The 22,469-nt window shown below is 37.7% G+C and carries 21 protein-coding genes; 6 read left to right on the forward strand and 15 right to left on the reverse strand.

Going from position 1 to position 22,469, the window contains the following annotated elements:
- Positions 1–37: 37 nt before the first annotated feature.
- The 6 genes from WQ54_RS22395 to WQ54_RS22420 all read right to left on the reverse strand — a co-directional run bounded on the left by WQ54_RS22395 (position 38) and on the right by WQ54_RS22420 (position 7,157).
- Positions 38–1,000: an AraC family transcriptional regulator gene (locus WQ54_RS22395; RefSeq protein ID WP_156178078.1), complete on the reverse strand. Its 963-nt coding sequence runs from the start codon at positions 998–1,000 to the stop codon at positions 38–40.
- A 51-nt stretch (positions 1,001–1,051) separates the two neighbouring features.
- On the reverse strand, positions 1,052–1,822 hold the full coding sequence (locus tag WQ54_RS22400) for a DeoR/GlpR family DNA-binding transcription regulator (RefSeq protein ID WP_046587549.1): 771 nt from the start codon (positions 1,820–1,822) through the stop codon (positions 1,052–1,054).
- A gap of 285 nt (positions 1,823–2,107) precedes the next feature.
- Entirely contained in the window at positions 2,108–4,216 is a 2,109-nt protein-coding gene (locus tag WQ54_RS22405; protein WP_269431588.1) for a bifunctional aldolase/short-chain dehydrogenase, read from the reverse strand.
- A gap of 70 nt (positions 4,217–4,286) precedes the next feature.
- Positions 4,287–5,006, reverse strand: coding sequence for a lactate utilization protein C (locus tag WQ54_RS22410; RefSeq protein WP_046587552.1), 720 nt, complete (start codon positions 5,004–5,006; stop codon positions 4,287–4,289).
- A gap of 2 nt (positions 5,007–5,008) precedes the next feature.
- Complete coding sequence (locus WQ54_RS22415; RefSeq protein ID WP_046587554.1) at positions 5,009–6,433, reverse strand: LutB/LldF family L-lactate oxidation iron-sulfur protein; 1,425 nt, start codon at positions 6,431–6,433, stop codon at positions 5,009–5,011.
- 1 nt (position 6,434) lies between these two features.
- A complete protein-coding gene (locus WQ54_RS22420) occupies positions 6,435–7,157 on the reverse strand; it encodes a (Fe-S)-binding protein (protein WP_046587556.1) in 723 nt (240 codons plus the stop codon).
- A gap of 674 nt (positions 7,158–7,831) precedes the next feature.
- Between WQ54_RS22420 and WQ54_RS32985 the strand changes: the two genes are divergently transcribed.
- The 4 genes from WQ54_RS32985 to WQ54_RS22435 all read left to right on the forward strand — a co-directional run bounded on the left by WQ54_RS32985 (position 7,832) and on the right by WQ54_RS22435 (position 9,655).
- A complete protein-coding gene (locus WQ54_RS32985; protein ID WP_084822273.1) occupies positions 7,832–7,954 on the forward strand; it encodes an FbpB family small basic protein in 123 nt (40 codons plus the stop codon).
- Positions 7,955–7,974: 20 nt separating this feature from the next.
- Complete coding sequence (locus tag WQ54_RS22425) at positions 7,975–8,364, forward strand: sporulation protein (RefSeq protein ID WP_231597619.1); 390 nt, start codon at positions 7,975–7,977, stop codon at positions 8,362–8,364.
- A gap of 318 nt (positions 8,365–8,682) precedes the next feature.
- Positions 8,683–8,958, forward strand: a complete 276-nt coding sequence (locus WQ54_RS22430) for a YkvA family protein (protein WP_046587559.1) — start codon at positions 8,683–8,685, stop codon at positions 8,956–8,958.
- Between the two features lie 223 nt (positions 8,959–9,181).
- Complete coding sequence (locus tag WQ54_RS22435) at positions 9,182–9,655, forward strand: small multi-drug export protein (RefSeq protein WP_046587560.1); 474 nt, start codon at positions 9,182–9,184, stop codon at positions 9,653–9,655.
- Positions 9,656–9,842: 187 nt separating this feature from the next.
- On the opposite strand, the gene cstA is transcribed toward WQ54_RS22435, so the two are convergent.
- The 3 genes from cstA to WQ54_RS22450 all read right to left on the reverse strand — a co-directional run bounded on the left by cstA (position 9,843) and on the right by WQ54_RS22450 (position 14,255).
- Positions 9,843–11,639: a carbon starvation protein CstA gene (cstA, locus tag WQ54_RS22440; protein ID WP_046587562.1), complete on the reverse strand. Its 1,797-nt coding sequence runs from the start codon at positions 11,637–11,639 to the stop codon at positions 9,843–9,845.
- Positions 11,640–11,766: 127 nt separating this feature from the next.
- On the reverse strand, positions 11,767–12,501 hold the full coding sequence (locus tag WQ54_RS22445; protein WP_046587563.1) for a LytTR family DNA-binding domain-containing protein: 735 nt from the start codon (positions 12,499–12,501) through the stop codon (positions 11,767–11,769).
- Complete coding sequence (locus WQ54_RS22450) at positions 12,498–14,255, reverse strand: sensor histidine kinase (protein WP_046588004.1); 1,758 nt, start codon at positions 14,253–14,255, stop codon at positions 12,498–12,500. Before WQ54_RS22450 ends, WQ54_RS22445 begins: the two co-directional genes overlap by 4 nt.
- A gap of 387 nt (positions 14,256–14,642) precedes the next feature.
- On the opposite strand from WQ54_RS22450, the gene WQ54_RS22455 reads away from it, so the two are divergent.
- Both WQ54_RS22455 and WQ54_RS22460 read left to right on the forward strand, forming a co-directional pair.
- Positions 14,643–15,407, forward strand: a complete 765-nt coding sequence (locus WQ54_RS22455; protein ID WP_046587565.1) for a sulfite exporter TauE/SafE family protein — start codon at positions 14,643–14,645, stop codon at positions 15,405–15,407.
- A 193-nt stretch (positions 15,408–15,600) separates the two neighbouring features.
- The gene (locus WQ54_RS22460; protein WP_046587567.1) at positions 15,601–15,789 is read left to right on the forward strand and encodes a hypothetical protein; all 189 of its coding nucleotides are present in this window, start codon (positions 15,601–15,603) and stop codon (positions 15,787–15,789) included.
- Positions 15,790–16,039: 250 nt separating this feature from the next.
- On the opposite strand, the gene WQ54_RS22465 is transcribed toward WQ54_RS22460, so the two are convergent.
- The 6 genes from WQ54_RS22465 to WQ54_RS22490 form a co-directional block, all read right to left on the reverse strand.
- Positions 16,040–16,747 carry an ABC transporter ATP-binding protein gene (locus WQ54_RS22465; protein ID WP_046587569.1) on the reverse strand — a complete coding sequence of 236 codons (708 nt, stop codon included), beginning with the start codon at positions 16,745–16,747 and terminating at the stop codon, positions 16,040–16,042.
- Position 16,748: 1 nt separating this feature from the next.
- Positions 16,749–17,528 (reverse strand): ABC transporter ATP-binding protein, encoded by a 780-nt coding sequence (locus tag WQ54_RS22470; RefSeq protein ID WP_046587571.1) that lies wholly within the window; start codon positions 17,526–17,528, stop codon positions 16,749–16,751.
- Complete coding sequence (locus tag WQ54_RS22475) at positions 17,518–18,465, reverse strand: branched-chain amino acid ABC transporter permease (protein WP_046588005.1); 948 nt, start codon at positions 18,463–18,465, stop codon at positions 17,518–17,520. The genes WQ54_RS22470 and WQ54_RS22475 overlap by 11 nt, the downstream gene beginning before the upstream one ends.
- 12 nt (positions 18,466–18,477) lie before the next feature.
- The gene (locus WQ54_RS22480) at positions 18,478–19,353 is read right to left on the reverse strand and encodes a branched-chain amino acid ABC transporter permease (protein ID WP_046587573.1); all 876 of its coding nucleotides are present in this window, start codon (positions 19,351–19,353) and stop codon (positions 18,478–18,480) included.
- Positions 19,354–19,541: 188 nt separating this feature from the next.
- A complete protein-coding gene (locus WQ54_RS22485) occupies positions 19,542–20,723 on the reverse strand; it encodes an ABC transporter substrate-binding protein (RefSeq protein ID WP_046587574.1) in 1,182 nt (393 codons plus the stop codon).
- A gap of 449 nt (positions 20,724–21,172) precedes the next feature.
- Positions 21,173–22,426 (reverse strand): cation:dicarboxylate symporter family transporter, encoded by a 1,254-nt coding sequence (locus tag WQ54_RS22490; protein WP_046587576.1) that lies wholly within the window; start codon positions 22,424–22,426, stop codon positions 21,173–21,175.
- Between the last annotated feature and the right edge of the window lie 43 nt (positions 22,427–22,469).

The following is a 22,469-nucleotide window of genomic DNA, read 5'->3' on the forward strand; positions in this document are numbered from 1 at the left end:
CTTATATAACAAGGAGAAATATGGCTAATTATGAAAACTATTTAATTGTCAGTTCTCTAAATTGTTTTGGTGTATATCCGTATTTGCTTTTAAACACCCGGTAGAAATAGCTGATATTTTCATACCCTACCTGTTCAATAATAGAAGCAATTGATAAAGAAGTATTTTCTAATAAATCCTTTGCAACACGTAATCTTTTTTCCTGAAGTAATTCTTTAAAGGTTAGATTCGTAGCCTTTTTTATTTGTTTACTTAAGGCATAGTGCGGCTGATTTAATTTTTCTGCTAAATGATATAAGGAAGCATCTTGATAGTTTTCTTCCACATATTTCAGAGATTCTATTATGGTATGATGTTTATCTGCATCCTCTTTATATTTCACCTTATCTGAATGCTTGATAAGCTCAACCATTAATAAACCCATATATAATTTAATTGTTGATTCAGACATTAACGAGGGCTGCATGATTTCTACGATTATTTTCCCAACCAGCTCCTGGATACTCTTAATCTCTGATACAGCAAAATAAAGATATTGTCCGTTTTGTGTATGATTAAAAAGGCTGTTAATTAAAAAATTGCTGAGCAAGTTTTCCGTTGTTAAATAGGAAAAGATGAAGGAGAAAAATTCTGGCTTGATGATAAAATTGATAATAATATCCTCTTCGCTACATGCCTCAAGCTCATGCTCTATATGTTGATTTAAAAACAGAAGATCGCCTTTTTTTAAGATGAAACGCTCATTTCCGACAGTTTGCTTAAGCGTTCCATGATACACATAATTCAATTCAATATAATTATGTTTATGCTTTGGAAAGTCAACAAATCTTATATGCTTTCGCACCATGATCATCGTATTATTGTTAAGAAATTTCTCACTCTCAACAATAAAGTGATCTTGGCTTGTGTACAGTTCTTTTTTCACTTCTTTTTTCTGTTGAAGCATTAGCTTTTCTTCGTCAGTCAATTGAAGTAATTCCTGTAAAAGATCAGAATTCACCTTAGATCCCTCATTTAAATTGGGCAAGCTTGTCATGCTGGCTGCCCGGTTTTATTCTGCAACCTTAACAGTTTTAACTTGGACACCTTTTTCCTCCAATGCCCTGCTGTATGAATCATCAATTTTGGAGTCAGTCAGTATAGAGCTAACCTGTCCGATGTTGGTGATATGCGCAAAGGTGCGAACACCAAACTTTGTCGAATCCGCCAATAGAATCGTTTGATCCGCAATTGACATCATTTGTCTTTTCAATAAAGCCTGCCATTCATTTGAATCGCTTAAGCCGCCTTCCAGGTGAACTCCTTTGCAAGAAATAAACGCCTTGTTTACATGATACATATTTAACGATCTTTCTGCTAAAGGGCCAGCATATGAAAGGGATCTTGCCAGGAGCATCCCTCCTGTAGAAATCACTTTCACCTGCTCTTTTTTGCTGAGCTCAACCGCCACTTTAATAGAGTTGGTTATGACAGTTAACGGGAGGTCAGGCATTTCTTTTGCCATATACCATGCGGATGTACTTGCGTCTAAAACAATTTGGTCCCCAGGCATAATAAGCTTTACCGCTTCAAGTGCAATAGCTTTCTTTTCTGCTGCGTTTGTAATTTCTCTTTCGGTATAAGAAACCTCTGATTGCTCATCCTGTATACTTACGGCACCGCCATGACTGCGGCGAAGCAAGTTTTCTTTTTCCAATTTTTCCAAATCGCGCCTAATGGTTTCTTCGGTAACTTTAAAAAGCTTACTTAGCTCTGTTACTCTTACACTTAATTTTTCATTTACAACTTCAACGATTTTCCGATGTCTTTCTGCTACAAGCATTTTGAATGAATACCTCCAAGTTATACTTACAATGAGGAATGACTAAAAGTGCCAGACCTTGTGCTTGTTGTCCCTAACTTCATATTATCACATAGTCTGCAAATGTCGTATAGTCGTTTAAGACTTCCATATTAAGCGTTTTCAAATCCTCAAAAAAATTTTTTCTTAAGGAAAAGGGTCAGACCCCTCAAACACATGATATAAGGATTTTGACTAAAAGAAAATTCCGTATACTAGTGTTTGTCGGAGGAGTCAGACCCTTTGGTATAACCTTACGATCGTCTATTATCTAGTAAATGCTGCTGGTACACCGCCGTCAACAGTAAGCATACAGCCAGTTGTACGATCTGATTTAGAAGAAGCAAAGAATAGAATGGATTGAGCAATATCTTTTGGATAGATATTCACTAATAAAGTTGTACGTTTACGATAGTGCTCTTCTAGCTGATCTGGGTGAATTCCGTATGCTGCTGCACGTTCCTCTCTCCAGCTGGATCCCCAAATAGCTGATCCTTGAAGCACAGCATCTGGAAGTACAGAGTTTACGCGAATACCAAATTCTCCGCCTTCTGCAGCAATACATCTTGCAAGATGAGTTTCCATTGCTTTAACAGAGCTGTATGCAGCTGCATTTTTACCAGCATATACTGAGTTTTTCGAACCGATGAATACCATGTTACCGCCAGTGCCTTGTGATTTCATTTGTTTGAATGCTTCGCGGGCAACTAAGAAATAACCTGTTCCAAGCACATTCATATTAAGATTCCATTCTTTTAAAGATGTTTCGTCAAATGGACTTGAAGTGGCAAGACCTGCATTGTTTACGATAATGTCTACACCGCCGTATGTTAATGCTGATTGTTTAAATGCTGCTTGAACAGCTTCTTCGCTGGTTACATCCATCTTAACAGCGAGTGCACGCCCCTCACCATATTTTTCATTAATTTCTGCTGCAACCTTTTCTGCACCTTCAAGATTAAGGTCAGCAATCACTACATGTGCGCCTTCTGCAACAAATTGACGGCAAGTTTCACTTCCGATACCGCCTGCTCCACCTGTAACAAATGCTACTTGTCTTGAGAATTCAGCTTCAGCTGGAGCTAATGATAATTTGTAAAGCTCTAAAGGCCAGTATTCAACATTGAACGATTCATTTTCATTTAAAGAAACAAAGCTACCTAGGGTCGTAGAACCCTTCATTACCGCAATTGCACGGTGGTAAAGAGCACCGCTTACGTTGGCCATTGCTACGTTTTTGCCAGTGTTCACCATTCCGATACCAGGAATTAAAATAACACGCGGAGCTGTTTCAGAAATTTGGTCACCTTCGTTTTTGTTTCTTTCGAAGTATGCTTTGTACTCTTCTTTGAAACTTGCAATTCCAGCTTTTACTTTTTCTATTAAACTTGCAGCATCTTGTTCTTGAGGATTCCAGTCAATGAATAATGGAGTCATTTTTGTATGAACTAAGTGATCAGGACATGCTGCACCTACTTGTGATAATTCTGGAGCATTATTGCTGTTTACAAATTGTAATACATCTTCAGCATCATCATACGTTAAAAGCATTTTCTTTTCTTCGCTCACAGCACCGCGGATAACAGGCATTACTTGAGCTAATACCTTTTTACGGTCCTCTTCTGGAAGTGACTCGTATTTTTGTCCGCCAAATACATTTTCTTCTACTACTCTAGCCTGAATATATTGTTCAGCTTCGTTGATAACTGAAATTGTTTTTTCATAACTCTCTTCTGCCGTTTCTCCCCAAACAACCAGTCCGTGTTTTTCCATAAGAACAAGCTCTGCATTTGGATTGTTTTTTACGCCTTCAGCAATCATTTTTGATAAAGTAAATCCTGGTCGTACGTAAGGAACCCATACAAAACGGTCACCGTAAATTTCTTCTGCAATTTGTCTGCCATTATCTGCACAGCAAAGGCTGATGATTGCATCTGGGTGTGTGTGGTCAACATGCTTAAATGGCAAGAATGCATGTAATAAAGTTTCGATTGATGCACGCGGATGCTTGCTGTCGATCATGCAGTGAGCAAGATATGCTACCATTTCCTCATCTGACATTTCGTCACGTTCAATTAATGGGCGAATATCTTCCATTCTTAATCCAGTGAAGTTGTGGGCTTTCATTGTTGCTAAATCTGATCCGCTTCCTTTAACGTACATGACTTCTACATCACGACCGCGGAAATCCTTTTCGATTGTTTTCATTGATGTATTTCCGCCGCCCCAGTTACAAACGGAACGGTCTGTACCAATTAGATTGGAGCGGTAAACTAGCTCCTCTAATCCTGGTTGTAATGCTGAAGCCTGTTCTTTATTCCATAAGCTTTGTACCATTTTTGTTTCCTCCTCTTTGTTTCTGTTTTCTCTTTTTATATCTTGTTTTTATTATACAATATGTTTGTTTATTTTTGAATACATTTTTTGTTTGTTTTTGAAACTTATTTCATTTATCGTTTACTAACATATAAGTGGCTTTTATCGGACCATGTACACCAACGATCAAATTGAGTTCGATATCAGCACTATTGCTTGGACCGGTAATGAAGTCGATACAAGAGGAGATGTTTTTCCCCTCCTGCACTTGTTTAGAAATGAGCGATGTTGCTTGTGTCATTCTAGGAACGAGCGTACTTTTCGGGATAATTGCAATATACGTTTTCGGTAATAAACTCACTGAACGGCCTTTATTTTCACTGCTGAATAAGACAACTGTACCTGATTCAGCTAGGGTGATATCACTATAGGTGATTCCGACATCCGCTTTTTCTGCTGCTTCAATATTCTTTTCCTTAAGGGCGGGATCCCAAATATGAACATCGATGCCCTCAGCAGGCCAGTTTTTTTGAAGTTCATCCTCCAAGCGAAATTCCTTATGACGGCTATCCTTCCAGGTTACTACGCTGTTAACTTCATATTGTTCAAAAACCTTGCGCAGATTTTTTGTTAAATCATTTGAATTCGTTTCGATAAATTGAGTATGGATCACATTACAATGCTTTTTTAGGACGTCTGCCAAGTCATCCTGTGATGCATCCTTTAACACATCATATTGCGGGGTAGTGTTCCACTCAGGCTTTGCAACAATTGATTTTCGTCCGCGACCGAGCTTTGCTGCAACAGTATTTAGAAATGGTTCGCGATTATGGACTTGTCCTTGTGCCATTTCTATTCCCCACCTTTCTCTCTCTTTTTATACCAATCTCTAAATCTTTCCTTACTTGGAGCTGGGAAATCACGAACATCTGTCCAAGGCTTCATTGGACCCGGGCCTTTTTGAATGCTGTTCGCTTGGGTAAATGGCGCCATCACGGTTGATGCTGATTTTGTTCCCGCCTTATAAATACTCGGTGAACTTGCAGCTAACTGGTAGCCCTTCATCGCAAGCTTTTCAGCAAATGGCGATTTCTTCTCATCTTCGACAATCTTTCTCCGATGCTTAATGAGCAATTCATGCAGCGGTATTTTCACAGGACATGCTTCCGTACATGCCGCACATAAGGATGATGCATATGGAAGCTCCTTATAATCTTCATAACCGCCTAATAATGGTGTTAAGACAGCCCCGATCGGACCAGCATATATTGATCCGTAGGAATGGCCGCCAATATGGCGATAAACCGGGCAAACATTCACACATGCAGCACAGCGAATGCAGTGGAGAGCACTTTGGAACTCAGTGCCTAATATATTGGAACGTCCATTATCAACGATGACAAGATGAAACTCTTCTGGACCATCAACATCCTCTTCATCCTTCGGTCCTGTTAAGCCTGTAATATAGCTTGTTAGTTTCTGACCAACAGAACTTCGGCAAAGTAAACTTACGAGGATATCTAGCTCTTCCCAGGTAGGAACAATCCGTTCCATTCCCATTACCGTAATTTGCGTTTTAGGTAAAGCGGTTACAAGTCCCGCATTCCCTTCATTTGTTACAAGGCTTATTGATCCTGATTCCGCAACGGCAAAATTACAGCCTGTAATGCCTAAATCCGCAGTTAAAAATTCCTGGCGAAGCTGCTCTCTTGCAAAAAGCGCCAGTTCTTCTGGAATCTCCGACTTATCATAGCCACGTTTTTCCTTAAACGTGTCCCGAATTTGCTCTTTATTTTTATGAAGTGCAGGGACCACAATATGTGATGGCGGATCATGATCATCAAGCTGGAGAATATACTCTCCTAAATCTGTTTCAATCACCTCACAGCCAGCATTTTCAAGTGCAGCATTTAAATGAATTTCCTCTGTCACCATTGATTTTGACTTTACAACCTTTTTAGCTTGCTTTTCTTTTACCACTTTGGAAATATACTCATTTGCTTCTTCCTTTGTTGAGGCAAAGAAAACATGGCCTCCACGTTTCGTAACATTTTCACTAAGCTGCTCTAAATAGTAATCGAGATTCTCGAGTGTGTGTGTTCTAATTTCTTCACCAAGCTTGCGCCATTCTTCCCAATTTCCTAATTCTTCAGCCGCTGCTAAACGTCTTCCCTGCATGCGTTCTTGAGCAGCAACAACCGCATTGCGCATAAATGTATTGTGAACACCTTTATCCACCCGTTCAAAAAACTTGTCATCACTTATTTTCATCGCCATCTTACTTCACCTCACTATTCAGTACTTCTGCAATATGCATCACTTTGATCGGCTTGCCCTTGCGGTTGATTCTTCCTCCGATATTCATTAAGCAGCCGCAATCTGCGCCAATTAAAATTTCTGCCCCTGTTTCCTCAATATGCTGAACCTTTTCATCGACCATTTGCTCAGAAATCGGCACCATTTTCACCGAGAACGTCCCGCCGAAACCGCAGCAATCCTGACTGTTCGGAAGCGGATTCACCTTTAAGCCTTCTACGTTGTCTAAAAGCTTTCCTGGTGCATCCTTCACACCTAGCAGCCTTGTCATATGGCAAGATCTATGATAGGTAGCGCATGCTGGCAAACTAGCATTCACGTTTTCTACCTTTAAAACTTCAACAATAAATTGTGTTAATTCATATGATTTACTTGCTAGTTTTTCTGCTTTTTCCTTCCAAACAGGTTCATTTTCAAACAAATGTCCGTATTCGCCAAGCATAGCAACACATGAGCCTGATGGACCGACAACATAATCAGATCCTTCAAACGTGCGAATCATATGCTTCGCCACTTCTTTTGTTTCTTTATGATAACCGCTATTAAAAGCGGGCTGTCCGCAGCATGTTTGCTGTTCAGGAAAATCGACTTCACAGCCCAGCTTCTCTAATAGTTCTACTGTATGCTTCCCAACATTTGAATAAAAAACATCTGCCAAGCATGTAATAAAAAGAGAGACCTTCATTTCATAACCTCCATTCAATATGAACCAATTTCCTTTTTCCTATCTATTAATATGATTATACTACTTTTCTTTTTGTTTTAATACCCGTTTTTGTCTGTTTTTTAGTTTAATAGTATTTGTTTGTTTTGTTTTAATTTGATTTTATTCCCTGCTAGTTTGTTTTAACACCTGCTTAAGCCTCCCTTTTCCAGCAGGAGTCTCGCGTTTTTGCTCCAATCAACACAGTAAAAAAAACGGTAAGCGTTAACATATCTTTAAAATAAAAAAGACCGACCATTTAAGTCAGCCTTTTATTAATAGAAATTCGTTATGATGCACGATCTACCTTCTCCCAGTTGATTAATTTTTCGCTGAATATATTTTCAACGCTTAGCACTTAACATTTTTGTAACATTTTCATTAATTAATCACGTAAATACCTGTTGACGAAAGTAAGAAAATATCATATGATTTACTCAAATAATAAATCGTATCTCCTAAAGGGGAGTAGCTTTTACAATAAAGTCGTCATTACAGAGTGAATTTTAGCTCTCGGCTTTGTTGGCAACATTCCGTTGTTAGCAAGACCTTTACTTTTTGGTAAAGGTCTTTATTTGTTTTCTAAAACCTTTACCAAGATGGTAAAGGTTTTTTCTGTTGATCCTTCTTTAGGGTAACGAAAGGAGAACTACACTATGAAAAAAATGTCGTTCGTAGAATTAATTAAAAAGAATAAAGAAGAACTTCTAAATGATAAAAAACAACTAGAAAAAATTGAAAAACGACTTGACCAAAAATATATTAAACAAAGCAAATAAAGGGAGAATACAGGAGGAACATGATGTTACTTAGAAAATATATGTCATTATTAGGTGTAGGTTCAGCAATTATTGACCTCATTTTGCCAAAGGAAACATATCGACGCGGCGAGCTTATAAACGGACATTTTTATATAAAAGGCGGTACCATTGAACAACAGCTTAAACGTATTGACTGTGATTTAGTGATGCTCAACCAAACGACTGGCCAAGAAAAGGTAATCGATACCGCAACCGTTTTATCATCAAAGCTTATTAATTCAGACGAATCCAATTCGGTTTCATTTACATTCAAGCTGCCTGAAACGATTCCTATTTCATCCGAAAAAATCTCTTATCGCTTTAAAACTCGGTTGACCTTTAACGAAGGGATTGAAAGTAAAGACCAGGACATGATCCAGGTTATTTAAAATACTAGTAAACAAATTGAAAGGATGATACACATTGTAAAGTCGACTTCTTAAATAATAATCATAATTAGAGTTTCTGGCATGATATTTACAAAATTGGAAGATTCTCTAAGATTTATACATTTTTAAGGAGAAGCGATTTTAATTGCCATTTAGGTTTGTACGTTCATTCTTTTTTTTGATGGTATTTGTTACTATTTTTGAAACAAGTTTGATCACATCTTTAACCTTAGAGACGAAAAACCCTCCGAGATTTCATTCTAGTATAATCTCAACGTTTCAAAGCTATTCAATTAAACCTTAAAAGGGGTGATTCGTTTGTTTAAGTTTTTTAAACGAATAAAATTTATCCTTAAGTTCTGGAAGTTCATCCCGTTCTTAAAGGAATTTTTTCTTTCACAAGAAGTTGTGCTTCATAAAAAGGTACTAGGGATTTTATTACTATTAACCTATGCATTTTTCCCATTTGATTTAATCCCAGACTTTTTATCATTACTTGGAATTGTCGATGATGTTGTGATTGCTGGATTTATTTTAGATGGAATGATTAAAATGGCTCCAGAATCATTAAAAGACAAATATCAGCTTTACTAACCAGATGGCGGGAGTTTCACAATTTTATAAAAAAATATCGTAACTGGTAGGTATTATCTTTTTTGTTAAGCTTGTAAAGAAAATGATTCTATTTTCTTTACAAGCTTTTCTTTTTTCAAAAAATTAATATACTATGAAACTTTTTGAAAATTTGGTACGTATATGTATCCAAAGAGAAATTCATTTTAACTAAGGAATAGAAAAATGGAGGATTATATATCAGATGGAATGGATTCAACAAACTGATGGAATATGGCAATATTTTATTTTATTTGTGCTTGCGGCCGCACCATTATTAGATGTTTTTCTTGTAGTGCCTCTTGGGATAGCATTGGGTTTAAATCCGATTGCAGTCGCGATTATTGGATTTGCTGGAAACTTTCTTATGGTGCTTCTTTTCGGCCTCTTTTTTAAGCAGCTTTCCTTGTGGAGAGAGAGGAGAAGACAAAGGAAGGGAATTACAGCACCATCAAAAAGGGAAACAAGGGCAAGAAGAATATGGGAACGATATGGGCTTCCAGGACTAGCTTTAGTAGCCCCAGGGATTGTTGGAACAGACTTAGCTGCAATATTGGCATTAACGTTCGGCTCTTCTCGTCCGTATGTTATCTCTTGGATGGCCGTTAGTCTTGCCATTTGGACCATCGCATTGACTATTGGTTCAGTGTATGGTTTCGAATACATGGACTTATTTTAATCATGAATTAATAACCAATTAGTTTTTATCCTTTAATTAAAAAGACTCTTTTCGAAGAGCTTGTTGCGGACTCCCCCTCCCCCGCTGAATGCAATCAATCAATCCGTCCGTACTACTTGGTAAATAGAATTGATGAAAAAAGCCATGAAAAAAAGATCGCTATCTAAAAGTAGCGATCTTTTTTAAGCTATGAAGCAGAAGTCACATCCATTTGGACTCGCGGTGAATTCCAAAGGTCCAGCCACTTCTTAATAGCTGATACCAAAATGATGACTCCTAGTATTAACATAATGACTGACAATATGGCATTCAAAACGTTAAAACCTGCTGCTTCAGGGTTTAAATAAACATTTTTCACCATCCAATAGCCTGCATAGTTAACAGTAATAAACAAATATGCCAGCGGAATAAGGCATGTTAGCATGTATCTGCGTTTATCTGCCATTTTCAAGATCACCGTTGCGCCAATGATTAACCCAATTGATGCCATAAGCTGGTTGGATACACCAAATAATGCCCAAACAGAGCCTATATCTCCTGAATAAAGAAGATATCCCCACATAAAGCAAGCAATGGCACTGGCAATAATGTTCCCAGGAAGCCAGTCTGTTTTCTTAAGCGGTTGATAAAACTCACCGAAGAAATCTTGTATAAGATAACGAGCAACTCGAGTTCCTGCATCAATAGCCGTTAAAATAAATACCGCTTCAAACATAATAACAAATTGGAAGAAGTAAGATGACAAGCTTTCAAACCAAGGAATACTTGTAAAAATATAGGTCATTCCCACAGCCAATGTAACAGCTCCTCCTGTTCTCCCTTCTAAATCAAGTCCGATTTCACGGGCAAGCTCAGGCAGGTGAACAACCTCCATTCCTAATGTTTTAAAAACCTCAGGTGTTGAGTTTATGGCAAAATAATCAGCAGGCTGAAGGGCAGTGGCTGCGATTAAAGCCATGATGCCAACTAAACATTCTACTAACATTGCTCCAAAACCAACAACTTTAATATCGCTCCATCGATTGAGCATTTTTGGTGTGGTGCCCGAACCGACAAATGCATGGAATCCCGAAATAGCTCCACAGGCAATTGTGATTGAGATAAACGGCCATACCGGTCCAGCTAAAATAGGGCCCCCTCCTCCAACAAACTCTGTAACAGCTGGAAAGTGAATAGATGGATTGATAATGAAAACTCCGATAATCAATGCAATAAAGACGCCAATTTTCATAAAGCTGCTTAAATAATCCCTTGGAGCAAGCAATAGCCATACTGGAAGGGCTGCTGCAAAGAAAGCATAGATAGGTAAAATAATAGCCAATGTTTTTGTATCAAAAGTAAGGAATTCCCCAAGTGCAGTACCTTGTATCGATGGACCTGCAAAGACTCCAATCATAAGTAAAATAAAACCAACTGTTGAGGCTAATTTTAGATTTCCTGTTTTCTTGTAAAAAAGCCCTACTCCCATGGCAATTGGAATGGTGATTCCTACCGCAAAGGTACCCCATGGATTATTTTCAAGGGCATGAAGAACAACCATCGATAAGCCGGCCATTGTAATTGTAATAATAAACAGCATGGCAAGACCAGTACAGAAACCAGCTACAGGACCTAGCTCTTCTTTTGCCACTTCTGAAAGGGATTTGCCTTTTTTGCGCATTGATGCAAATAGTACGACGGCATCATGTACAGCACCGCCAATAACCGCTCCAATTAATAACCAGAGCAAGCCCGGCAGATAGCCGAATTGCGCCGCAAGGATTGGTCCTACCAGCGGCCCTGCAGCTGCAATCGCTGCAAAATGGTGTCCAAAGGAAACCCATTTATTAGTAGGTACATAATCCTTCCCATCATTCAATTCATGCGCTGGAGTTGCCTTTGAATCATCAAGCTTTAAAACTTTAACAGCCATGAATGTTCCATACAGCCGATAAGCAATCATTAAAATACACATAGAAGCAATAACTATTGTAACCGCATTCATTTAATTGCGCCCTCCTTTTTATAACGTATAAGGTTATCTTACAATTTGTAAACGCTTTGTTAAGGATTTCAGCATAAAATGCAAGAATACAAGTTTGAGATACAATTTTTTTAAATTGAAATGCAGATTAAAAATCAAGTAATTGCTTAAGATCTTTTGTATATGTTCTACTTACCGGTACTTTTTCTCCATCTTGCATAATTAAATTGTATGTTGAATGAAACCATGGTTCAATTTCCACAATGGCATTCACATTTATAAGATAAGCTCTATGAACTCGAATGATATCATGTGAACTAAGTCTTCGTTCAAAATTTACAAGCGGTTCACTCACTTGATATTTGTTTTTATCCGTTACTACAACTGTTTTTCCCTCAACTGTACCTATATATAGAATTTCACTGACTTTTATTATTACAATCCTCTCTTCCACAGTTATGGCTATTCGATCATTTTCCTCTTTACGCTGACCCTTGTGAGCAATCACAGCTCCTCTTGAGCTAAACAAATGTGAAAGCTTATTTATCGTTAATTGAACTCTAGATTCATCAAAAGGCTTCAATAAATAATCAATGGCCTGCAGTTCAAAAGCCTTTAAAGCGTATTCATCATAAGCCGTCGCAAAAACAATCTCTGGTCGATGCTTTAGTTGCAGAATTTTGTTTGCTAAATCCAATCCACTTTCATCTGCTAACTGGATGTCTAGAAAAATGACATCCGCTTCAACAAATAAAAGCTGCTCCAATGCACTCTCAATCGATTCCGCTTCACCTGTTATTTCCACCTGTTTTGTTCTTTTTAAAAGATATGCTAACTCATCTCTTGCCAGAGGTTCGTCATCAACTAAAAACGCTTTTATCACCCTAACTCCTCCAATGGCTCCCATGATAATGGCAATGTAATGGAAACCTTCGTTCCACCATTCTCCATGCTATTTATTTGAAATGATCCTTCTTTTCCATATAGCTCTTCAATTCTTTTTTTGATATTCCAAAGAGCTGTACCGGTCCCTTCATCTGATTGAACCGTTCCCCTTCCGATTAATTCAAGCAAATGCTGGGGAATCCCTTTTCCATTATCCTCGGTTATGAGAATCATTTTTCCGCTTTTTACTTGCGCACTGACCAGCACTTTTCCATTTTTCATCCTTGGAAAAGCATGGCGAATCGCATTTTCTACTAAGGGCTGCAAGGTAAAGGGCGGGATTAAAACTGACATTAAATCGGGATCTATGTTAATATCGATCTCGTATTTATTTGGGAACCTAGCTTGTTCCAGATTTAAATAAGCCTTTACATGCTCAAGTTCTTTCTCAAGAGGAATTAATAATTGCCTCGCCCCCTGCAGATTACTCCGAAAAAAAGTACTTAAATTTAATAAAAGTTTCCTTGCTTGACTTGTGTCTGTGCGAATCAAGCTGGAAATGGTATTGATTGCGTTAAACAGGAAATGAGGATGAACCTGAGCATGTAAGGCTTTAATTTCGGCATCCTTCAATAGTTTACGCTGCAATTCTGCTTCCGCAAGCTCGAGCTGTGTTGAAAATAGCTTGCTAAGACCCTCAGCCAGTTCTTTTTCAACCTTGTCCAGTCTGCTTGCCTTCATATAATACAACTTTAAAGAACCTACAGTTTGCTCATGGGCTTTTAGTGGCAAGACAAGAGCTGCATGTAAAGGACAATCCTCCTTAAAACATTGGATCTCCTCTTTGGAAAGGGCAATTTCAATTTCTCCGGTCTTTAGCACTCGCCTGGTTAATCTAGTTGCTAGTTGATTTGAAGGCTTGTGATGGTCAGCTCCTGCCCCTACATGTGCCAGTGCCCGTTTTTGATTGGTGATGGCAATAGCATCAGCTTTCGTACCGTTCAGGATAATTTCTGCAGCCTCCCTGCATGAATGAGGGTTTAGCCCTTGCCGAAAAAAAGGAAGGGTCTGTTGTGCAATGTATAGAGCTTTTTGTGTTTGCAAAGCACTTGACCGTTCTTTTTCAAGAAAGATATTTTGAATGATAAAGATAAATAATAACGTCCCGAAACCGTTAATCACAATCATCGGAAATGCAATTACTTCAACAAGGTTGAGAGCTGCATGAAACGGCCTTGCAAGGAGTAAGATAATCCCCATTTGCACACATTCCATTAAGATCCCGATTGCCACAGCTCCCCAAGGCGTGCTGTTTTTCTTTATTCCAAACCTTTTCCCAATGAGTCCTGTTACGATTCCCGCTAAAATTGTGGATACGGCACAGGCAAAAGCTGTAAATCCTCCTAAGGTAAAACGGTGTATTCCTGCAATAAGTCCAACTCCAAGTCCAACAAAGGGACCTCCTAACAACCCGCCAATTGCAACGCCCATTATTCTTGTATTTGCTATAGCGCTATCCATATCAACATCTGTATTCCAGGTGTGCGCCATGATCGAACCATTATAGACTAAAACACCAGTATAATTACTAATAATCCCAAACAGTCCAAATACAACGATTAAGAGGACTTTTTCTTTTAATGAATGCTCATTATGAATAATTTGACGGAACGATTGCATCCTCGAGAGTAAAAAAGCAACAATAATGAGAATTCCCACACGCTCAATCATTAATGGCAATAGTTCAATCATATATAAGTCTCCCTCTTCCAAACTTGCACTCCTATTATACAATACTTGCATAAATGAAGAACATTTTCAAAATTTTATGAGCGGATAACAAAACAATGAATATAATAGTTCTTAATGAAACAGCAAGTTAATTTGGTTAAATTAAAACAACCTTAAACGGATTTTTAGAGTTCATTAGAATAGGGGGGGACCTGCCTGACTGGGAAAGCAGAGAAAGGCTCAAGTCCCTATAAAAGAACTTTGGCCTGTTAATGGAAATCAAAAAAAGTTTAACGGAACAATTTTTATCAAAAAAATTAGCTGAATAGTAAGAATTTTATTTACTAAACAAGCCTAATGGGTTAAAATCAGATAAACATACTCGGATTTTGATCAGGAGGATAACAAATGAGTATTAGTATTATGTTAATGGGATTGGCAGTCGGTATATTAGTAGGTTTAACAGGTGTTGGCGGGGCCGCTTTGTTAACTCCTCTTTTAATAGCTTTAGGTATAAATCCTACGATTGCGGTAGGAACAGACCTTGTCTATAATTCTATTACAAAATTGTTCGGATTTGCTCAGCATTGGAGACAGAAAACCATCAATTTCAAAATGGTTAAATATTTAGCTCTAGGAAGTATTCCCAGTGCAGTGCTTGCAATTGGAACTCTTCATTTATTTCCAGCACTGCACCAGCATCAAGAAAAAATTATTACCCATGCTCTTGGTTACGTGCTTACTTTAGTTGCTATTTCGATATTACTTAGAGTATTCTTCGATAAGAAAATACGTCCTAACAAGTGGCAGACCATGCCATTAGAAAACAAGAAAACCTTAACGATTTTCATTGGGGTAATCTTTGGATTCATTGTTGGATTAACATCGATTGGTTCTGGTTCTTTATTTGCGATCGCCATGTTGTATCTATATAAAATGAAGACATCCGAGCTCGTTGGTACAGATATTGCCCACGCCTTTTTGCTTGTTACAGTGGCGGGTATCTTAAATGCCAGCTTTGGAAGTGTAGATTATCTGCTTACACTTAACTTGTTAATAGGTTCAATTCCTGGAGTCATTGCAGGCAGTATGCTATCAACTAAGGTATCTCCAAAACCACTTCAAGCTGTGATGGCTACCATCATTTTAGTTAGTGGAATAAAGCTTATTTGAACGAAAAAACCTCTTCAATTAAGGAGAGGTTCTTTGTTATTCTTTTACAGTTTGAAATATAATTACTGAAGTGCCTGTTCTCAACAGAAGGGACCTATGTTAAACTTTCGTTATCAGAATTTTCCATATGTGTAAGTTCATGATATTCCGTTAGAAAGACTGAATATTAGAGCGAGTCTTAAAGGGGCGAATTATGAGTAAAGGGTTAATATTCTTTGGAGCAATGTTAATAGCTGGTTTTGGTACTAACTTTCTAATTCGTATGCTGCGAGATGGAGACTTTTATATTGCCGAATTCATCACGAGTATGGTCGGTGTTTCTATCATATTGATCGCATTATTTCTAAAAAAAAGCAATAAGTCCTCAGATAAATCTTATTAGTTTTTAGGAGATTTTATCAGACAAAGGAACTCCAAAGATTAAGGAGTTCCCTTTCTTTATTATAAAAATCAACACTATCTTTTAACATATCTCTTACTTAAAAAACCAGTAAAAAGGCATTACCGCAATATGCAGTAATGCCTAAAAAAATTTCGTAAACATCAACTAATACTGAGTGCAAAACAAAGGCTTCCTTACTCATAGGATTCATTTATTTTAATAAATCCATTAGGTTATTAGATTCAAACGTCTAATGACCTCCAAGATAAGCAAGTTTAATTTGATCACTTTCTTGCAGTTCTGCTGCTGTACCTGAAAGAACAACCTTCCCTGTTTCGATTACATAAGCACGATTTGCAATAGATAACGCCATATTTGCATTTTGTTCAACTAATAAAATAGTTGTCCCATTACGATTTATTTCTTCAATAATTTGAAAAATCGTTTTTACTAATAATGGAGCTAACCCCATTGAAGGCTCATCAAGGAAAAGCAGTTTTGGTCTTGCCATAAGGGCCCGCCCCATAGCCAGCATTTGCTGTTCTCCACCGGAAAGCGTCCCTGACATTTGCTTTCTCCGCTCATGAAGTCTAGGAAACAGCTCATATACTTTTTCAAAATCCTTACGAATTTCTGCAGTATCTTTCCTTAAATAAGCACCTAATTCGAGATTTTCCTCAACAGTCATGTTAGCAAATACCCTTCTGCCCTCAGGAACATGAGAAATTCCTGATTTTACGATTTCCTGAACAGGACGTCCCGATATGCTTTTTCCTAAATAGTGGATGGTTCCGTTTTTTGGTTTAAGTAATCCGGACAATGTTTTCAAAAGAGTGCTTTTTCCCGCTCCATTTGCCCCTATCAGGGTAACAATCTCACCTTCGTGCACTTCTAAAGAAACTCCTTTTAACGCCTGTATATTCCCATAATAAACATTTATGTCATCTACTTTAAGCATATTAGCTCGTGACCTCCTCTCCTAAATAAGCCTCAATGACCTTAGGATGATTTCGAATTTCCTCAGGAGTTCCATTTGCAATCAATTGACCATGGTCTAATACATAAATTCTTTCGCAAATCCCCATGACTAAATTCATATCATGCTCGATTAATAAAATAGTGAGCTGGAATTGTTTCCGGATAAAAGCAACAAGTTCCATAAGTTCATGAGTCTCTTGAGGATTCATGCCTGCCGCAGGTTCATCTAATAATAATAATTTTGGTCCAGCAGCTAAGGCTCTGGCTATTTCCAGTCTGCGTTGTTGGCCATAAGGCAGATTTTTTGCCTTTTCATCTTTAAACCGATCCAATTGAAAAATCTTAAGGAATTCGATGGCTTTCTCTTCCATCTCTCTTTCCCCGGAAAAATGAGACGGAAGGCGCAGGACAGAGCTTAAAATCGAATGTTTAGCCAATGAGTGGTAAGCTACCTTAACATTGTCCAATACAGATAGTTCGTTAAATAGGCGAATATTTTGAAATGTACGGCTGATACCCAATCTCGTAACCTGGAAAGGTTTCTTCCCATTAAGACGTTTTCCATCAAATACGATGTCACCTTCAGTAGGAACATACACTCCTGTAAGCAAGTTAAAACTAGTTGTTTTTCCCGCTCCGTTCGGGCCTATTAACCCAATTAATTCTTCAGGATAGATTTCCATATCAAAACCTGAAACAGCCTTTAAGCCTCCGAATTGGATGCCTGCCCCTTTTACTTGAAGCAATGGATTACTTACCATAAGAGCTGCCTCCTTTCGTACTTTTCCACTTACCAAAATAATCTGTAATTTCGCGAGTACCCATTAATCCTTGAGGGCGGTAGAGCATAACGATAACTAATACTAAACTATAAATAATCATTCGTGTTTCAGGATAATCCTGAAGGAAGGTAGAAACGATTGTTAAAAGAATAGCAGCAATAACCGAACCAGAAAGACTTCCCAATCCTCCCAAAACGACATAAATCAAAATATCAAAAGATTTTAAGAAACCGAAATTCGTAGGTTGAATAATATAAAAATTGTGAGAATACAAGCCTCCTGCGATACCTGCAAAAAAGGAACCAATTGCAAAGGCGACAACTTTGTAATAGGTGGTATTGATCCCCATTGCATCCGCAGCAATTTCATTTTCCCTAATTGATATCGCTGCACGTCCATGTCTTGAATTAGTAAAATTGGCGATAACCAAGATTGTAATAAATAAGCAAATGAACGTTGACGTCCAAGTAGTTAAATGAGATACCTGCATTCCTGCAGCCCCTCCAACATACTCAATATTCAGGAAGACAATTCGAATAATTTCGGCAAACCCTAAAGTGGCAATTGCTAAGTAATCACCCTTCAATCGCAAGCTGGGTATTCCAACAACTAATCCAGCTAATGCAGCTACAAGCCCTCCAGCGATCAATGCTACAGAAAATGGCAACTGCAGTTTCATTGTCATAATGGCAGAAATATAGGCTCCAACAGCCAAAAATCCTGCATGACCAATTGAGAACTGGCCAGTTATTCCGATAACTAAATGAAGACTTACTGCTAAAATAATATTAATTGCCATAAAGATTAACATATTACTGTAAAACGGATTGAGTAATCCATTAAAGATTTGAAATTGGATAATTCCATATATTATCACAGAAAGAATAAAGAATAACCAAAATTTCTTAGATTTCATTGCTGTTTTCACCTACACTTTCTCTCTTGTATTTTTACCGAATATACCTGATGGTCTAAAAATAAGAATCAAAATGAGAATGATAAATGCGGCAGCATCGCGCCATAGAGAATAACCAAGTGCACTAACGATTGTTTCTACTACACCAAGCAAGAGACCGCCTACCATGGCTCCAGGAATAATACCTATACCTCCCAGAACAGCTGCAACGAATGCCTTTAATCCCGGTATGATACCCATTAGCGGCTCAATTTTTGTATAATAAACCCCAAAAATAACTCCACCTGCGCCTGCTAAAGCTGATCCAATAGCAAAGGTAGCTGAAATCGTTCTGTCTACATTAATTCCCATTAATCGAGCAGCATCCATATCATGTGATACGGCACGCATCGCTTTTCCTATCTTTGTACGATGAACGATAAACTGCAAAATCACCATTAATGTAACTGATATCAAAAGAATTAATAGCGACTGAGTGCTAATTTTCGCTCCTAAAAAATTGATCGATGTGTTAGGAAGAATATTTGGATATGCCTCAGGCTGTGCCCCGCGGACATAAATAACTCCATATTCGATAAGCAAGGAAACACCGATTGCTGTTATTAATGCTGCTATTCTAGTCGCGTTTCGCAGCCGTTTATAGGCAATTCGTTCGATTAAAACCCCAAAAGCAGCACAAGCAGCCATTGATAGCAATAGGGCCGGAAAGAAACTCAGTCCCCACGCTGTTATAGAATAAAATCCAATAAATGCACCCACCATAAAAACATCGCCATGTGCAAAATTTATTAATTTAATAATTCCATATACCATGGTGTATCCGAGTGCGATCAATGCATAAATACTTCCAAGTGAAATGCCGTTGATTATTTGCTGAATCCATTCCATGACTCTCACTCCTTTTCATCAAAAAATCGGCGGACTATATGCTGGCAGTCACCTGCTGTGTTGACTGTTGCCTGTCCTGCGCTTATGGATCTTCTGCATAAAACATATATCCACCATAAATTTTATTATTTCAAAATATGAACAAACGAAATGGGAGGATGATAATCCCCCCATTCCTTCCTTAATCTTTAAGGATTAACCTTAGTATTGAAGACTTGTTTTCCATCTTTATATTCTAAAACAGTGGCAGATTTAATTGGATTATGATCTTTATCAATTGTAACTGTACCTGTTACTAAAGATAAGTCCTTCGTTTCCGCAAGTGCATCTTTGATTTTAGTTGGATCTAAGTCCCCTGCCCGTTCAATTGCATCTGCTAATAGATAAACAGAATCATATCCAAGTGCATTAAAAGCGTCTGGTGATTTTCCATCATACTTCTCTTTGAATGTTGTTACAAATGCTTGAATCTTTTCATCTGGATCTTCTGAAGAGTAATGATTTGTAATAAACGTATTATTTAAAGCATCAGCGCCCGCTAATTCTACTAATTTAGGAGAATCCCAGCCATCGGCACCCATTAACGGAGCGGTAATCCCCATTTCACGAGCTTGTTTAACAATCAAACCTACTTCTTCATAATAACCAGGGATAAAAATGAATTCAGGATTTTTTGCCTTAATACGAGTTAATGTAGAACGGAAGTCTGTATCTTTTGCAACATAGGATTCTTCAGAAACAACCTTTCCTCCAGCACTTTCAATCGTTTCTTTAAAGGAAGCTGCTAAACCTTTTGCATAATCACTTGCACTATCTGAAAAGATCGCCACATTTTTAACCTTTAAATCATTTGCTGCAAAGTTTGCTGCAACTGTTCCTTGGAATGGGTCAATGAATGATGTACGAAATACAAACTCATTTACCTTTCCATCTGTTCCTACTGTTACATTCGGGCTTGTACCTGAAGGTGATAGAAGAACCGTTTTATTATCGTTAGCGATTTGAGCCTGAGCGACCGTATTTCCGCTGGTAGCTGCCCCGATTATCGCTGTTACTTTATCTTGACTTGTCAATTTAATCGCAGCATTTGTAGCCTCAGCTGCATCAGATTTATTATCAACCTTAACAACCTCAATTTTTTTCCCGTCTATTCCACCGTCTTTATTAATTTCCTCAACAGCAAGTTCAAGACCATCTGCAATGGAAGAACCGTAAGAAGCAACTGCTCCCGAGAGTTCAAGGTTTGCTCCGATTTTAATGACATCTCCATTTGATCCTCCAGAAGTCTGGTTTCCTCCTGCACATCCAGTTAATAAGCCGGCAGCTAGTAACGAAGACGTTACTAAAAAACTTAATTTCTTTTTCACTATCGTTCTCCCCTTTTATAAATTTAGTATTGAGCGAAAATGGTAAATATTCAGAAATATTACTTTATTAAAAAAGTAATATATTCAAACTTTCTCACTAATACTTTTTTCTTAATTAGCTATTAGTATTTTAAAACAAACTTTTGATTAAGTCTAGTACTGTTTTTTATTTATTTTAACTAGTCTGAAAACTATTCGTGAAATATCTTATACAAATCAGCATAAATAACATTGATATAATGATTTTATGAATCTTTCTATCTTCAAATTCTTAAAATATATTCCCAAAATCTTCTTGTCCTCATAGAATCGTTGCATAAATATATGAATAAATTTACTTTATAAGTACTATTTTTTCTAATCGATGAACGAAAAGGCAAGCAATTAGCTTATGTCCGTTTCTTATACAAAATAGGCATTACCGCATATGCGGTAATGCCTATTTAAAATCCTTATGCAATTTGCTTAGTCGAAGAAGAATTATTTGGTTTGAATTCTCCCTCCCACTTAGAAATAACCACTGCTGCTAGTGAGTTTCCTACAACATTCACTGCTGTTCTGGCCATATCTAAAATACGGTCAATCCCTGCAATGAAAGCCAAACCTTCAATAGGAATACCCACTGTTCCTAATGTGGCTAACAGTACAACAAATGACACACCTGGAACACCAGCTATACCTTTAGATGTAACCATTAGTACAAGCAGTAATGAGATCTGTTGGGATAACGATAAATCAATACCATACATTTGTGCAATGAAAACAGCTGCTAATGCTTGATATAAAGTCGATCCGTCTAAATTAAAAGAATAACCTGTAGGAATAACAAATGAGGAAATGGCTTTCGGACAGCCGAATTTCTCCATTTTTTCCATAATTCTAGGCAAAACTGATTCCGAGCTGGCTGTTGAATAAGCTAATAACAATTCATCTTTTATGATACGGAGAAATTGAAAAATATTAACTCCAGCCATTTTGGCTACTAAGCCTAGTACGACAACGATAAAGAACGCCATCGTTAAATAAACAGTAATAACTAACTTTCCTAGAGGTATGAGCGACGCTAAACCAAATTTTGAAATTGTTACACCTATTAAAGCAAATACGCCAAAAGGAGCAAATTTCATGATTTGATTTGTCATATAAAACATTGCGTCAGCTGTGCCTTGGAAAAAGGCCAGCACAGGTTTCCCTCTTTCTCCAATTGCCGTTAGAGCAAAACCGAATAGGACAGAGAAAAAGATAATTGCCAGCATATCTCCCTCAATAAATGCGGTAAATATATTGCTTGGTACAATATTGACAAATGTTTCAGCGATTCCATGACTTTCTACTTCTTCAGATGTTTCTACATAACTATTAATATCTGTTTTTTGAATGGCACCCATATCCACCCCTGCTCCAGGCTGGAAGATATTTGCCACTGCGAGACCTAAGATGATTGCAATTGTCGTGATAATTTCAAAATAAAGAATAGTCTTCCCGCCTAAACGGCCAAGTTTTTTCGTATCCCCTACACTTGCAACCCCTACGATAATACTTGAAATAACAATAGGTATCACGATCATTTTTATTAGTCTTAAGAATATATCACCAATCGGTTGCAGGTATGACGCCACTTGTTCGTTCCCATAAAAAATGGCACCTACAATGATTCCGAGAATTAGTCCAATAAGAATTTGCCATGCTAGTCCAATTCTTTTCAAATTGATTCCTCCAATCTTAATCTAGTTTTAATCACCTCAAACA

The sequence above is a fragment of the Bacillus sp. SA1-12 genome (assembly GCF_000981385.1).
In the GTDB taxonomy this organism is placed as follows: Bacteria; Bacillota; Bacilli; order Bacillales; family Bacillaceae; genus Metabacillus.

Bases quoted from the DNA above. Each gene is read 5' to 3' on its own strand.
- WQ54_RS22400 (WP_046587549.1), bottom strand. From the start codon at position 1,822: ATGCTTGTAGCAGAAAGACATCGGAAAATCGTTGAAGTTGTAAATGAA.
- WQ54_RS22410 (WP_046587552.1), bottom strand. From the start codon at position 5,006: ATGGCACAAGGACAAGTCCATAATCGCGAACCATTTCTAAATACTGTT.
- WQ54_RS22415 (WP_046587554.1), bottom strand. From the start codon at position 6,433: ATGGCGATGAAAATAAGTGATGACAAGTTTTTTGAACGGGTGGATAAA.
- WQ54_RS22420 (WP_046587556.1), bottom strand. From the start codon at position 7,157: ATGAAGGTCTCTCTTTTTATTACATGCTTGGCAGATGTTTTTTATTCA.
- WQ54_RS32985 (WP_084822273.1), top strand. From the start codon at position 7,832: ATGAAAAAAATGTCGTTCGTAGAATTAATTAAAAAGAATAAAGAAGAA.
- WQ54_RS22425 (WP_231597619.1), top strand. From the start codon at position 7,975: ATGATGTTACTTAGAAAATATATGTCATTATTAGGTGTAGGTTCAGCA.
- WQ54_RS22435 (WP_046587560.1), top strand. From the start codon at position 9,182: ATGGAATGGATTCAACAAACTGATGGAATATGGCAATATTTTATTTTA.
- cstA (WP_046587562.1), bottom strand. From the start codon at position 11,639: ATGAATGCGGTTACAATAGTTATTGCTTCTATGTGTATTTTAATGATT.
- WQ54_RS22450 (WP_046588004.1), bottom strand. From the start codon at position 14,255: ATGATTGAACTATTGCCATTAATGATTGAGCGTGTGGGAATTCTCATT.
- WQ54_RS22455 (WP_046587565.1), top strand. From the start codon at position 14,643: ATGAGTATTAGTATTATGTTAATGGGATTGGCAGTCGGTATATTAGTA.
- WQ54_RS22460 (WP_046587567.1), top strand. From the start codon at position 15,601: ATGAGTAAAGGGTTAATATTCTTTGGAGCAATGTTAATAGCTGGTTTT.
- WQ54_RS22465 (WP_046587569.1), bottom strand. From the start codon at position 16,747: ATGCTTAAAGTAGATGACATAAATGTTTATTATGGGAATATACAGGCG.
- WQ54_RS22470 (WP_046587571.1), bottom strand. From the start codon at position 17,528: ATGGTAAGTAATCCATTGCTTCAAGTAAAAGGGGCAGGCATCCAATTC.
- WQ54_RS22475 (WP_046588005.1), bottom strand. From the start codon at position 18,465: ATGAAATCTAAGAAATTTTGGTTATTCTTTATTCTTTCTGTGATAATA.
- WQ54_RS22480 (WP_046587573.1), bottom strand. From the start codon at position 19,353: ATGGAATGGATTCAGCAAATAATCAACGGCATTTCACTTGGAAGTATT.